Annotated in this window: 10 protein-coding genes; 4 read left to right on the forward strand and 6 right to left on the reverse strand. The window is 68.4% G+C overall.

The features are described from left to right. Positions 1-39 precede the first annotated feature (39 nt). The 3 genes from AC3WRN_RS04785 (at position 40) to AC3WRN_RS04795 (ending at position 4,165) form a co-directional block, all read left to right on the forward strand. Positions 40-1,713: a serine hydrolase gene (locus AC3WRN_RS04785; protein ID WP_492622117.1), complete on the forward strand. Its 1,674-nt coding sequence runs from the start codon at positions 40-42 to the stop codon at positions 1,711-1,713. 67 nt (positions 1,714-1,780) lie between these two features. After that, positions 1,781-3,412, forward strand: a complete 1,632-nt coding sequence (locus tag AC3WRN_RS04790; protein WP_492622118.1) for an alpha/beta hydrolase — start codon at positions 1,781-1,783, stop codon at positions 3,410-3,412. Positions 3,413-3,646: 234 nt separating this feature from the next. Beyond that, positions 3,647-4,165: a DUF3761 domain-containing protein gene (locus AC3WRN_RS04795; protein WP_492622119.1), complete on the forward strand. Its 519-nt coding sequence runs from the start codon at positions 3,647-3,649 to the stop codon at positions 4,163-4,165. 57 nt (positions 4,166-4,222) lie between these two features. Here the strand turns inward: AC3WRN_RS04795 and AC3WRN_RS04800 are convergent, their stop codons facing one another. The 3 genes from AC3WRN_RS04800 to AC3WRN_RS04810 form a co-directional block, all read right to left on the reverse strand. Further along, positions 4,223-4,657: a VOC family protein gene (locus AC3WRN_RS04800; RefSeq protein ID WP_068091932.1), complete on the reverse strand. Its 435-nt coding sequence runs from the start codon at positions 4,655-4,657 to the stop codon at positions 4,223-4,225. Positions 4,658-4,759: 102 nt separating this feature from the next. Next, on the reverse strand, positions 4,760-7,168 hold the full coding sequence (locus tag AC3WRN_RS04805) for a DUF3772 domain-containing protein (protein WP_492622120.1): 2,409 nt from the start codon (positions 7,166-7,168) through the stop codon (positions 4,760-4,762). A 113-nt stretch (positions 7,169-7,281) separates the two neighbouring features. Then, positions 7,282-7,770, reverse strand: coding sequence for a GFA family protein (locus AC3WRN_RS04810; protein WP_068091927.1), 489 nt, complete (start codon positions 7,768-7,770; stop codon positions 7,282-7,284). A gap of 102 nt (positions 7,771-7,872) precedes the next feature. On the opposite strand from AC3WRN_RS04810, the gene AC3WRN_RS04815 reads away from it, so the two are divergent. After that, the gene (locus tag AC3WRN_RS04815) at positions 7,873-9,714 is read left to right on the forward strand and encodes an ABC transporter ATP-binding protein (RefSeq protein ID WP_492622264.1); all 1,842 of its coding nucleotides are present in this window, start codon (positions 7,873-7,875) and stop codon (positions 9,712-9,714) included. Positions 9,715-9,795: 81 nt separating this feature from the next. Here AC3WRN_RS04815 and AC3WRN_RS04820 read toward each other — a convergent pair whose 3' ends face one another. From AC3WRN_RS04820 to AC3WRN_RS04830, 3 genes are all read right to left on the reverse strand, one after another. Then, positions 9,796-10,176, reverse strand: coding sequence for a DUF5329 family protein (locus AC3WRN_RS04820; protein ID WP_492622121.1), 381 nt, complete (start codon positions 10,174-10,176; stop codon positions 9,796-9,798). A gap of 130 nt (positions 10,177-10,306) precedes the next feature. Then, on the reverse strand, positions 10,307-11,881 hold the full coding sequence (locus tag AC3WRN_RS04825) for a phospholipase D family protein (RefSeq protein ID WP_492622122.1): 1,575 nt from the start codon (positions 11,879-11,881) through the stop codon (positions 10,307-10,309). A gap of 212 nt (positions 11,882-12,093) precedes the next feature. Further along, positions 12,094-13,380 (reverse strand): NRAMP family divalent metal transporter, encoded by a 1,287-nt coding sequence (locus AC3WRN_RS04830; protein WP_492622123.1) that lies wholly within the window; start codon positions 13,378-13,380, stop codon positions 12,094-12,096. Positions 13,381-13,438 lie beyond the last annotated feature (58 nt).

Consider the following 13,438-nt stretch of genomic DNA (forward strand, 5'->3'; position numbering starts at 1 on the left):
GCCGCGATAGTGGCGCGACTGCCACCCGCGGAGCTTTCGATGTCCCAGCGACCCATCTCCCTGCGCCTGGCGCTGTGCTGCGCGCTGTTCGTTTCCGCCACCGCCGTGTCGGCGCAGGCGCCGGCCGCGAAGTCGCCGCCGCCGGTCTCGACCGGCGATTTCGCGAGGCCGCTGCTGCCGGCGCAGCTGCAGGATTTCGCTGCCTACGTCGACAGCGCACGCAAGACCTTCGACGTGCCGGGCATCGCGGTGGCGATCGTCAAGGACGGCCACGTGGTGCTGGAGCAGGGCTTCGGCCTGCGCGAGATCGGCAAGCCCGCGCCGGTGGACGCGAACACGCTGTTCGCGATCGCCTCCAACACCAAGGCGTTCACCGCGGCCGCGCTGCAGCAGCTGGCGGTCGCCGGCAAGCTGAAGATGGACGACCGGGTGATCGATCACCTGCCGTGGTTCCGCATGTCCGACCCGTACGTGACGCACGAGATGCGCATCCGCGACCTGCTGGCGCATCGCAGCGGCCTCAGCCTCGGCGCGGGCGACCTGCTGTACTGGCCGCCGACGTCGTACAGCACGAAGGAAGTGGTCGAGCGGCTGGCGCACGTGCCGATCAAGAACGGTTTCCGCAGCGGCTACGCGTACGACAACATCCTGTTCGCAGTGGCCACCCTGGTGATCGAGCAGGCGTCCGGCCAGAACTACGCCGACTACGTGCGCGAGCACCTGTTCAAGCCGGTCGGCATGGACGAGTCGCTGGTCGACATGACCCATCTGAAACCGGGCATGGACGTGGCCACCGGCCACGCCAAGGCCGACTTCAAGGATCTGAAGCCGGTGCCGCCGATGGCCTGGCTCAACGACCCCGGCGCCGGCGGCATCTACTCCAGCGTGCACGACATGGCCAAGTGGATGAACGTGCAGCTGGCCGGCGGCGTCTTGCCGACGATGGGCGCCGACGGCAAGCCGGCGCGGCTGTTCTCCGAGGACAGCCAGCGCGAGATGTGGAGCGTGCTGACCCCGATCAAGGTCGGCAAGCCGCCGGTTCCCGAACTGGCGCCGCTGGTGCCGAATTTCTCCGGCTACGGCGAGAGCTGGTTCCTGTCCGACTACCGCGGCAGCAAGCTGGTCTGGCACACCGGCGGCTGGCCCGGCATGGTCTCGCGGCTGACCCTGGTGCCGGAGCTGAAGCTCGGCGTGGTGGTGCTGACCAATGCCGAATCCGGCGCGGCGTTCAACGCGGTGACCTACCGCGTGCTCGACGCGTACCTGAATCCGGAGCACAAGACCGACTGGGTCGCCGCCTACGACAAGGCGGTGAAGAAATCCGAGGCCAAGGCCGACGACAGCCTGGCCAAGCATGAGGCGGCGCGCGACAAGCGCAGCAAGCCCTCGCTGGCGCTGGCGAAGTACGCCGGCACCTACCGCGACCCGTGGTATGGCGACGTCATCGTCAGCCATGAGAATGGCAAACTGCGCCTGCGTTTCTCGAAGACCGCGCAGCTGGTCGGCACGATGACGCCGTGGCAGCACGACACCTTCACCGTGCGCTGGGACGACCGCACGCTCAACGCCGACGCCTTCGTCACTTTCAGCCTGGACGTGGACGGCCATGTCAGCGAAGTGCGCATGCAGCCGATCTCGCCGTTGACCGACTTTAGCTTCGACTTCCAGGACCTGCGCATGGTGCCGGTCGCGGTGCCGACGGACGCCGACTGACGACATCGCGCCGGTGCCGCGGGAGGCGCCGGCGCCTCATCAACGCCATCAGCAAAGGGGAACAGGCATGCGTGGAATGCATCGGATGGTCGCCGTCGTGCTGGGTTTCGGCCTGTGCGCCGGCATGGCGCTGGCGCGTGACGTCGCGCCGCCGGCACACAGTCCGTTCCGGGTCGGACTGGGCAACGCGCAGCACGAGCCGGTGTCCGGCCGTCTGCTGTTGTTCGCCGTCGACGCCAAGGCCGCCGCCGCCGCGGCGAAGGACGGCAAGGTGGAGGAGGTGGATGCGAGCCCGTTCGGCACTATTCAGGCCTCGGTGGCGGCGCGCGAAGTGGGCCGGCTGGTGCCGGGGCAGGGCGTGGAGATCGACGCCGACGCGTTGGCCTACCCCGCCGGTTGGTCGCGGCTGCCGCCCGGCGAGTACTTCGTGCAGGCCGTGCTCGACACCAACCACGACTACAACTACGGCGGCCGCGGCGCCGGCGACCTGGTCAGCCCGGTGCTGAAGGTGCGCCTGCCGGCCAAGGCGATACCCCGCCTGAGCCTGGACCGCGTGCTGCCCGCGCGCGAGCCGTGGGACCTGCCCCCGCGCTACTTCAGCGAGACCACCCGCAAGCATCTCGACGAGGCGCGCCGCGCGGCGCAGCCGCTGGACTTCATCAGCCCGGCGCTGAGCGCGTTCTGGGGACGTCCCATCCACATGCGCGGCTGGGTGCTGCTGCCGCCGGGCTACGAGGCGAAGGCAGGGCAGACCTGGCCGGTGGTGTATTCCACCCACGGCTACGGCGGCAGCGCGGCGTCGCTCGCAGGCAGCGCCGCGATGGTCTATGGCGCGATGGCCGAGCAGCAGATGCCGCCGATGATCTGGGTGTTCCTGGACGAGTCCAGTCCCACCGGCACGCACGAATTCGCCGACTCGGTGAACAACGGCCCGTGGGGCCAGGCGCTGACCACCGAGCTGATCCCGCAGCTGGAGTCGCGTTACCGCATGGATGCGCGACCGTCCGGCCGCTTCCTCACCGGCCACTCCTCCGGCGGCTGGGCCACGCTGTGGCTGCAGACCCGCTACCCGAAGATCTTCGGCGGCACCTGGTCGACCTCGCCCGACCCCAGCGACTTCCACGACTTCACCGGCGTGGACCTGTATGCGCCAGGCGCGAACGTATATCGCAAGCCGGACGGTTCGGCCTGGCCGCTGGTGCGCGACAAGGGCAAGGTGGTCGCCAGCTTCGAGGCGTTCGCTAAGCTCGAGCGCGTGCTGGGCGAGTACGGCGGCCAGATGGCCTCGTTCGAGTGGGTATTCTCGCCGCGCGGCGCGGCCGGCCGGCCGATGCCGATGTTCGATCGCGACACCGGCGCGGTCGATCCGGCGGTGGTCGCCTACTGGCGCGACCATTACGACATCGCCCACCTCGTGCAGATGAACTGGCCGCGGCTGAAGGGCGACCTCGACGGCAAGATCCACCTGATCGTGGGCACCGCCGACACGTTCTATCTCGACGGTGCGGCGCACCGGCTCAAGGCGGTGCTGGACGGGCTGGGTGCGAAGTCGGACTTCCGCTTCCTGCCGGACCGCACCCATTTCGACCTGTTCGTGCAGGGCGGCGACCGCACGGCCCTGCTCAAGCAGATCAGCTGGGAGATGTACGCGGTCGCGCGGCCGGAGGCGAAGCTGAAACCCACTGCCGTCACGCCGTAGCGATCCGCGCGATGGCGCGAGAACCGTGCCGCGGGGCGGGCGACCATGCCGGTTTCCGTCCCGCCGGCGCCGTTGCGATCCCGCAAATTCATCCGAAGCGGCCAACGCCGAATGAATACCCTGCCGCCTTCACGTTTTGCGGTCACGAATTTGCGGCATAGTCGTTGCCGCAAGCGCCGCGGTTGGGGGGTGCTTGGGAGTGTCACCGCGAATCCACATTCGGAGGGAATCTGCATGAAATCTTCAAGCTTCATCGCCATCGCACTGGCTTGCCTGCTGGCGGTCCCGGCGGTCTATGCGCAGCAGGCATCGGCCCCTGCCGGTTCGACCGGCCAGTGCAAGGACGGCAGCTATAGCAGCCAGGCCACCAAGAAGGGGGCCTGCAAGGGCCACAAGGGCGTAAAGGAGTGGTATGAGGCCGCCGGCAGCAAGCCGGCCAAGGCGTCCGAAAAGGCATCGAAGCCGGAGGCGGCTGCGCCTGCCGCGGCTGCCGCACCCGCCGCCGCTGCGCCCGCTGCTGCTGCGGCCCCCGCGGCCGCGCCGAAGAAGTCGTCGATGGGATGGACCAAGCCGGCCGCCACGGCGGCGCCGGGCGGCGGTTCGGGCATGGTCTGGGTCAACGACAGCAGCAAGGTCTACCACTGCCCCAGCGACAAGTGGTACGGCAAGACCAAGCATGGCGAGTACATGAGCGAAGCCGATGCCAAGGCCAAGGGCAACCATCCCGAGCATGGCAAGGCCTGCACGCCGTAACGGCGGAACCGCAACCCGCGCGAACAGGAGGCCGGCGCAAGCCGGCCTCTTTTTCTGTCAGGCCGGCCCGGGCTGCCACGGGTCGTAACTGCCGAAGTACCAGAGATGGCCCTCCGGATCGTGGCAGCTGTAGCCGGCGCCGCCATAATCCTTCTCGGCGTACTCGTCGACGATCACCGCACCGGCGGCCTTGGCCTGCTGGTAGTGCGATTTGCAGTTGCCGACGATCACGCAGGCGCACTGCGTTTCGCGGCCGCCGATCTCGTCGGGCTGCGCGATGTGCCGGCCGAACTCGTTGTCGCGCACCTCGCCGAGCATGACCATGCCATGGCCGAAGGTGAGCTGGGCGTGTTCCACGCCGCCATTTTCATTTTCGTAGACGGCCTGCTTCTCGAAGCCGAATGCCTTGCACAGCCATTCGATTGCGGCGTGGGCGTCGCGGTAGCGCAGGCAGGGGATGATGGTGCTGCCATGGAGATGGGATGTCGGCATGGCGGGACTCCTTGGGTGGAAACCGCGTACAGGCTAGCGCGCCCGCCGTTTCCCGTCTGCCGGGCGCGGTCATCGTCGCGTGGCGTCGCGGCGGGCGCCACCTCAGCCGGTGTGCTCGTCCTCTTCGGGCAGCGGCGGCAGCGTGCGTACCAGCATGCTCTGCGGGCTGGTCATCGGCAGCCCTTCGCTGCGCAGGCGTTCGAGGATCTCGAACAGCAGCTCGCTCTTCACGCCGCTGACTTCGCGTGGGCTGCCGACGTAGGCGACGCAGTTGAACGTCATCGCGCCGGTGGCGACACTTTCCAGCTGCACGTATGGCGCCGGCGCGGACAGCGTGTCGCGGTGCGCGCGCAGGATCCCCAGCACCAGTCCGCGCACTTTGCCGGCAGGGGTATCCAGCGGCATCGGCAGCTTGATCTGCACGCGCCCCTGCGCGTTGGCCAGGGTCACGTTGCGCACGTTCTGGGTGATCAGCTGCGAGTTCGGCACGATCACGGTGGAGCGGTCCCACATCTGGATCTCGGTGGCGCGCACGTTGATGCGGCGGATGTCGCCCTCGACATCGCTGCTCAGGCTGACCCAGTCGCCCACCTTCACCGGCCGCTCGACCAGCAGGATCAGGCCGGAGATGAAGTTCTGCACGATCGCCTGCAGGCCGAAGCCGATGCCCACCGACAGCGCGCTGACGATCCACGCGATGCTCTTCAGGTCCACGTGCAGCGCGGCCAGCGTCAGCACGAACACCAGCATGCCGCCGAGATAGCCGAGCAGGGTCACGATGGATTCCTGCATGCCTTTTTCCATGGCGGACTTGGGCAGCAGCTGTTCGCGCAGCCAGCGCTTGAGCGTGCGCAGCACGAACAGTCCCGCCACCAGCACCAGCACGGCGCCGAGGATGCTGCCCGGGTCGATCGCCAGTTCGCCGAGCTTGAAGCTGCCCAGGGTCTGTTCGGCGCTGGCCAGCAGGTCCTTGGGGCCGGCGCCGAACGGCGTCAGCACGGTCGCCATCGCCAGCAGCACGAGCCCGACGCGGCAGATGCCGGCGAGCAGGACGGCGGCCTGTTCCAGCGCCTGCGGCGCCAGGTCGAAGCCGGCCTGCAGCCGCCGGCCGCCGCGGCCGTGCGGCGACAGCAGGGCGTTGATCAGGTCGGTGAGCAGCTGGATCAGCAGGTACACCGTGGCCACGATCACGCCGACCCAGAGCATCTGCACGGCGACGAAGAACGCCAGTGCGATGAAGCCGGTGACCACGCCCAGCCAGCTGATCGCCACACCGAGCGCGGCGGCGGCGGCGAGCAGGCCGACCCATACCGGCCGTTGCTCCGGCTCGGCGTCGCCGCCAGCCGGTTCGCGGCGGCTGCGCCGCATGCGCAGCAGGGCTGCGCCGATCAGACCGCTGATGACCAGGGCGAACAGGCCGCGCGTGGTCACCGTGGCCGGCAGGCTGGTGCCGATCGCGCGGCTGGTGCGGTCGAGCAGACCGAACAGCAGCGCCGCGGCGGCCAGCAGCCAGGGCAGCAAGTGCAGCCGCTGCGCTGCCAGGTCCGACAGCGCCGGCAGGCGCCAGGAAGGCCGCTGCACGGAAAGCAACGCCCGCCCGAGCCCGGTCACGTAGGCGGCGAAGCACACCAGCCTGACCGCGCTGGCGGCCAGCGCGGCGAGATCCTCGTCGAGGATGTCGTTCCAGTTCAGCCCCAGGTAGGCCAGTTGTGCGGCCAGCCCGGTGGTGAGGACGGCGGTCAGCGCCACTGCGGCGGCCATCGCGCTGCGCCGCAAATGGCCATCCGGTACGCAGCGCGTGGCCAGCATCAGCAGCAGCCGCTCGAGCAGCCAGCGGCCGCCACCCAGCAGCAGTGCGGCAGCGATCAGGCACCATGCCAGCGGCTGCCGGTTCGGCGGCTGCCATACCTGCGCCACGGCGCCGGCGAAGCGCGAGCCGAGGCGCTGGAGCCGCACCATGTCGTCCGGAAACGCCCGCACCGGATCGGCCCAGAACGTGCGGCTGAACGGTGTGGCCGTGCGCGAGGCCAGGCGCGCCTGGAACTCGTCGTTGCGCAGGCCGCTGATCTGCGCCGCCAGCTGCGTCGCGCCCTGGCCGAGCAGTTGCGCCTGCTTGATCTGCGCATCGAGATCGGACTGCGCCTTGTCCAGCTTGCGGCGTTGCGCGGCGACCTCCGGCGCCTCTGCCGGCGATCCCTTGGCGGGGACCGGACCCAGCACGGCGAGCTGCGCCTGCAGGGCGGCCATCTGCGGCGCGAGGCTGGCGGCCAGCTGACGCGCCTGGTCTTGCACCTCGAGCGCGCTGCTGCGCAGGTCGGCCAGCGGCGTCCCGGACTTGTTGTCCTTCAGCGCGGCCTTGACGGTGTCGAGCTGGCCGCCCAGCTGGTCCAGTGTCTGCGCAGGCGTTGCCGCCGGCGCGGTGGCCGGCGGCTGGTCGTTGTTCTGGGCAGGCGATGCGGTGCTGCCGAGGGCCAGCAGCAGGAACAGGAGGCAGCGGAGCAGGGTAGGCATCCGCCCATGATCGGAGTGCCGCTGCAGACGGTCAATCGCGCCGGCCGGATAGGCGGCCGTCTCCGCGGCTGGCATTCAGATTCGGGAAGCCTGGATGAAGGCATCGGCGCCGTTCATGCCGGATGCCTGGCCGCCCGCAGCGCCGCGCGCCGCGCCAGGCTGTCCGCCGACCACACTTGCCCGATGTCGTAGAACTCCGGCACCGCGGGCACGCCCGGCGGCAGCGCCACCCACGGCTGTTTCGTCGAGGTATAGATGTGGATGTCCGGCGGCAACCGCCACGGTTCTTTCAGCGTGCCCACGCGCACGAACGCCACCGCCTTGCCGCCGCCGGGGTAGTGGCTCCACAGCGCCACATGGCATTGCGCGCAGCGCGCGATCTGCTGGCCCTTGCCGCTCTCCGACGGCGTGTCCACCATGATCGGCTCGCCTTGCAGCAGCTGCAGCCGGTCGGTCTCGATCATCGCGTTCAAGGCGAACGCGCTGCCGGTCTCGCGCTGGCACCAGCTGCAATGGCAGCCGTGCACGATCAGCGGCGCGCTGGCGAGCCGGTAGCGGATCGCGCCGCAGGTGCAGGCGCCGTCGAAGGTTTCGGTGGTCATGCTGCTGATTCCGTACGGTCGCAACGGAGATGTCGCATCGTCACACCGCATCGCGCGGGCTTCAAGCACAATGAGGGTCTGCGCAAGTCCGGAGCGTTCATGATCTTCCGCTGGTTCGAATCCCTGATCGACGCGTTCAAGGAACCGGCCGACGGCATGCCGCCGACGTCGGTGTGGCGCTTCTACGCGTTCTACCTGCGCCAGGTGTGGCCGGTGTTCGCGGTGGCGATCGCGGTGGGCTTCGTGGTAGCGATCGTCGAGGTGTCGCTGTTCGGTTTCATCGGCAGCATCGTCGACATGACCAAGGGCGTACCGGCGGCGGGCTTCTTCCGGCAGCATGGCCACGAGCTGTTGTGGATGGGTTTTGTCGCCCTGATCGTGCGGCCGCTGGCGATCGGCACGCACGACCTGCTGGTGAACCAGGCGATCGTGCCCAGCCTGACCAACCGCATCCGCTGGCAGAACCACCGCTACGTGATCCGCCAGAGCCTGGGCTTCTTCCAGAACGACTACGCCGGGCGCATCGCCAACCGCATCATGCAGACCGGTGGCGCGCTGCGCGAGTCGGCGGTGCAGATCGTGGACGCGATCTGGTACGTCACCATCTATACCGGCAGCGCGGTCGTGCTGTTCGCGCAGGCCGACGTGTGGCTGGCGGTGCCGCTGTTCGTGTGGGTGTTCGCGTATGTCGGCCTGCTGGCGTTCTTCATCCCGCGCATCAAGCAGCGCTCGTGGCTGGCCTCGGAGGCGCGCTCGAAGCTGATGGGGCGCATCGTCGACGGCTACAGCAACGTGCTGACGCTGAAGCTGTTCGCGCACACCCGGCGCGAGGAGGCCTACGTGGCCGACGCGATGGCCGAGCAGACCGACAAGCTGCGCCGGATGACCCGCGTCACCACCGCGCTGGACTCGAGCATCACCACGCTCAACGGCTTCCTTATCGTGGGCACCTCGGCGCTGGCGCTGTGGCTGTGGAGCGAGGGCCGCGTGACGGTGGGCGCGATCGCGCTGTCGACCGGGCTGGTGATCCGCATCAACAACATGTCCGGCTGGATCATGTGGGTGGTCAACGGCATCTTCGAGAACGTCGGCACGGTGCAGGACGGCATCACCACCATCTCGCGGCCGCGCGCGGTGCAGGACCGCGAGGGCGCGATGCCGCTGGAGGTGACCAACGGCGCGGTGCATTTCCACGGCATCCACTTCCATTACGGCAAGCAGGGCGGGGTGATCGCGGGGCTGGAGCTGGCCGTGCGTGCGGGCGAGAAGATCGGCCTGGTCGGCCCGTCCGGCGCGGGCAAATCGACCCTGGTGAACGTGCTGCTGCGGCTTTACGACCTCGAAGGTGGCCGCATCACCATCGACGGCCAGGACATCGCGCGGGTGACGCAGGAAAGCCTGCGTTCGCAGATCGGCGTGGTGACCCAAGACACCTCGCTGCTGCATCGCTCGATCCACGACAACCTGCTGTACGGTCGCCCCGACGCCAGCGAGGCGCAGGTGATCGAGGCCGTGCGCAAGGCGCGCGCCGACGAGTTCATCCCGAACCTCAGCGACGGCGAAGGCCGCCGCGGCTACGACGCGCTGGTCGGCGAGCGCGGCGTGAAGCTCAGCGGTGGCCAGCGCCAGCGCATCGCGATCGCCCGCGTGCTGCTGAAGGACGCGCCGATCCTGGTGCTGGACGAGGCCACCTCCGCGCTGGACTCCGAAGCGGAAGCGGCGATCCAGGACAGCCTCGACATCCTGATGCAGGGCAAGACGGTGATCGCCATCGCGCATCGCCTTTCCACCATCGCGCGGATGGACCGGCTGGTGGTGCTGGACAAGGGGCAGATCGTGGAAACCGGCACGCATGCCGAGCTGGTCGCGCACGAGGGTTTGTACGCGCGGCTGTGGAAGCGGCAGACCGGCGGGTTTGTGGCGGCCGAGGATATGCCGGTTTAGTCGACGGCCGCGCCCAGGCCTGTCATCCGGAAACCCGCGGCGCCGCAGGTTGCGCAAATGCCCACGTCCCGTCCAAGCGGCTCAATGCCTGCCGTGGCCCGCCGCCGCTTCGTATTCGGCGAGCTTGCCGCGCAGGAATGTCGCTGAATCGACGACCCGGCCGTCGTGGAAGCGGATGGTGTACCTGGTTCCGGACATCGACGATCTGGTGGCGCAGTAGGTGATGAAGTCTTCCGCGGTTTTCACGCGGTCGCCGGCAAAACGGAGCTTCAGGCGCATGTGCTCGGCGGCGCGCGCAGCGTCGTATGCCGCGCCGTTGCGAATGAAGCTGGCATCGTGCAGGGCGCCCACCGAGGCGATGAGGTAGGCGATCTTCTGCTGCTCGACTCCCGGCTGGGCGAACGCCGGCGCCACCAGCAAAGCGAAGAGCATCCACGTCGCGATCCGCTTGGGCTTGTTCAAGAACCTTCTCCTGTATGCGCGAGCGGATGACGTACCGTGCCGCCCGTTTCGCTTGCCGGACGCCCGAAGGATGCGTGCGCCTGCGCTGTTCGGTGGTTCCCGGCGCAACCTCGACGTTTTCCGGAATGTTCTAGAGCATTCCCTCGATCGGCAGCAGCTTGAGCAGCCATACCTCCAGCCTCCGCATGGTGGCTGCGCCAGGATCGCGGCCATAGCTCACGGATTTGCCGTCGTCGGCCGACTGCCACTGCATGCCGCCGGCATGCGGCAAACCTTTTGCGACCAGCACCAAACGGTAGGCGTTCGCGGGCAGGGTGGCCGTGTCGAAGAACTGCGTCACCGCGTCCGCCAGCGGCGGGCAATCGACGATGATGCCCATCTCGGTGTTCAGCAGCTTCGAGCGCTGATCCATGTTCATCGAGCCGATGAAGGTCTGTTGCCGGTCCACCACGATCGCCTTGGCGTGCAGGCTGACGCCGGACGAGGTGCCCTTGGCGGTCGCCGGCTGCGGGGTGTCGCCGGTCGGACGCAGCTCGTAGAGCTGCACGCCGCCCTCAAGCAGCGCGCGGCGATGCCGCGAATAGCCTGCATGCACGGCCGGCTCGTCGGTGGAGGCGAGCGAATTGGTGAGCACCTTCACTGCCACGCCGCGGGCCACCAGGCCGACGAGATAGCGCGCGTCATTGTCGTCAGGTACGAAGTACGGCGAGATCAGCAGCAACTCGCGTTGAGCCTGGTCGGTCATCGCCCTGATTCGCGGACCGATGCGCAGCGCCGGGTCGTCCTGGTGCGGCTCGATCTTGGCCGGCTTGTCGGCGACAAGCAACGCCGAACCCCAGAACCACGCGCCGCGACGGTCGCCGGAAGGGCCGTCGGGATAATCCTGAGCCGCCGCCTGCGCGTAATCCGTTTGCGCGAATCGGCGCGCGTCGCGTCCGAGTTCCGCACGCAGTTGCGCAAGGTCGTAGTGATCGGCGCGCTTGCCGCGGAATGCCGTGACCGGATACGCGTCGGGGCAGTTCCAGTATTCGTCGAACGTGCGCGAGGCCTCCTTCACCACCGGCCCGATCGCGATCAGGTCGAGGTCGCGGAAATCGTTGGCGCGATCGATGCTGAAATAGTCATCGCCGATGTTGCGGCCGCCGACGATCGACACATTGTTGTCCACGATGAACGACTTGTTGTGCATGCGGTGGTTGAGCCGGCGCGGCGAGAACAGCATCTGGGCGGCCCTGGACAGCACCGATGGCTTGCGTGTGTGGAACGGGTTGAACAGCCGCACCCTGATGTTCGGGTGCGCATTGAGCGCATCGAGCATGTCGACCTCGTGGCGCACGCTGATGTCGTCGATCAGCAGGCGCACGCGCACGCCGCGATCTGCCGCCGCCAGCAGATGCTGCGCCACCAGTCGGCCGGTCGCGTCGTTCTTGAAGATGTAGTACTGCAGGTCGATCGCGTGCTTCGCCTCATCGATCAGCGCCACGCGGCTCATCAGCGCATTGGTGCCGTCGGTCATCAGGCGCAGGCCGGACTGGTCAGGGTGCTGGTCCGCTGCGGCATGCACGTAAAGCGCGCTGGGCGTGCTGGTGGTCGGCGGCAGGGCATGCGACGAACGCTTGGCGACATCGGTGCGCAGCGCCGAACACGCCCCGAGCGCCAGTCCGACGATCAACAGCGCAACGGCAACGCCCGCGGGTCGCAGCATGTATGCCACTTCGCCTCTCCGCCAATCGAACCGCAATCCAGACGGGCAGCGCCGTCCTTGCGCGCCGATGTCGCCGAAAGCGCCCGGAAAAGCACGTTGGCCCGGCGACTGGACCCTCGTCGGGCAAGGAAACTGTGCGCCTCGCGCCGTTAACGCGGCGCGACCGCGGCGGCCTCACCGCGACGGCGATCCGTCCTCACGGCGGCCGATCGTCACTGCCCCCAGGTGACGAACATCACGATCGCCGCCGCGGCCATCGCCGCCGTGGCGAGCCAGCCGAACACCTTCAACAGCCAGTGGGTGGTGAACTCGCCCATCACCTTGTGGTGCGAGCTCATCAGCATCATCACGACCATCAGTGGCACGGCGGCCACGCCGTTGATCACCGCGCTCCAGTACAACGCCTTGACCGGATCCAGCGGAGTCAGGTTCAGCGCCATGCCGGCGAGGCTGGCCACGATCAGCACGCCGTAGAAGAACTTCGCCCGTTGCGGCTTGTGCTCCAGCCCCGCGCGCTGGTGAAACGCACCGGCCGCCGCATACGCGGTGGCGCCGGCCAGCACCGGCACCGCCAGCAGGCCGGTGCCGATGATGCCCGCCGCGAACAGGGCGAACGCCAACCTGCCGGCCAGCGGCCGCAGCGCCTCGGCCGCGTCGGCGGAGGACTGGATGTCGGTCTTGCCGTGCGCATGCAGCACGACGGCGGCGGTCAGGATGATGAAGAACGCGATCAGGTTCGAGAAGACCATGCCCACCGTGGTGTCGGTGCCGATGCGGCTGAAGGCGGCCGGCGCCTGCAGCGGCGCCTGCTTCAGCGGCTTGCGGCCGCTGCTGCCGCCCATCTCCTCCACTTCCTGCGACGCCTGCCAGCAGAACAGGTAGGGACTGATCGTGGTGCCGAGCAAGGCCACCAGGCCGACGGCGTATTTGGCGTTCCAGGTTACCGGCGGCACCACGATGCTCTTGAGCACGCCGCCCCACGACACGTGGATCACCAGCACGGTCGCCACGTAGGCGAACAGGCTCAGCGTGAGTGCCTTCAGGATCGGCGAGTAGCGCGAGAACGGAATGAAGATCTGCAGCAGCAGCGACAGCACGGCAAACCCCATGGTGTAGGCCAGCGCCGGGCCGCCGATCAGCAGCTTCAGCGCCGCGCCCATCGCGCCGATATCCGCCGCCAGGTTGATCACGTTGGCGAAGATGATGGACACCACCAGCCCATACACCAGCGGGTTGGGATAGTACTTGCGGATGCCGTCCATCAGACCCTGGCCGGTGACTCGCCCGATGGCCGCGCTGATGCCCTGGATCGCGATCATGAGCGGCACGGTCAGCAAAATGCACCACAGCATGCCGTAGCCGAACGCCGCGCCCACCTGCGAGTAGGTGGCGATGCCGCTGGGATCGTCGTCGGCGGCGCCGGTGATCAACCCCGCGCTCAGGCGGCGCCACAGCGGCGTACCTGGCCGGCCTTCTCCGGCGGGGCTTTTTTCGGCCATGCGGTTGCTCTCGATGCGGGACTCTGGTGCCTGCGCGGAACCGGCGCGCCGGAGCACG

Source organism: Rhodanobacter sp. FW101-FHT13A11, assembly GCF_058790335.1.

Bases quoted from the DNA above. Each gene is read 5' to 3' on its own strand.
- AC3WRN_RS04785 (WP_492622117.1), top strand. From the start codon at position 40: ATGTCCCAGCGACCCATCTCCCTGCGCCTGGCGCTGTGCTGCGCGCTG.
- AC3WRN_RS04790 (WP_492622118.1), top strand. From the start codon at position 1,781: ATGCGTGGAATGCATCGGATGGTCGCCGTCGTGCTGGGTTTCGGCCTG.
- AC3WRN_RS04795 (WP_492622119.1), top strand. From the start codon at position 3,647: ATGAAATCTTCAAGCTTCATCGCCATCGCACTGGCTTGCCTGCTGGCG.
- AC3WRN_RS04800 (WP_068091932.1), bottom strand. From the start codon at position 4,657: ATGCCGACATCCCATCTCCATGGCAGCACCATCATCCCCTGCCTGCGC.
- AC3WRN_RS04805 (WP_492622120.1), bottom strand. From the start codon at position 7,168: ATGCCTACCCTGCTCCGCTGCCTCCTGTTCCTGCTGCTGGCCCTCGGC.
- AC3WRN_RS04810 (WP_068091927.1), bottom strand. From the start codon at position 7,770: ATGACCACCGAAACCTTCGACGGCGCCTGCACCTGCGGCGCGATCCGC.
- AC3WRN_RS04825 (WP_492622122.1), bottom strand. From the start codon at position 11,881: ATGCTGCGACCCGCGGGCGTTGCCGTTGCGCTGTTGATCGTCGGACTG.
- AC3WRN_RS04830 (WP_492622123.1), bottom strand. From the start codon at position 13,380: ATGGCCGAAAAAAGCCCCGCCGGAGAAGGCCGGCCAGGTACGCCGCTG.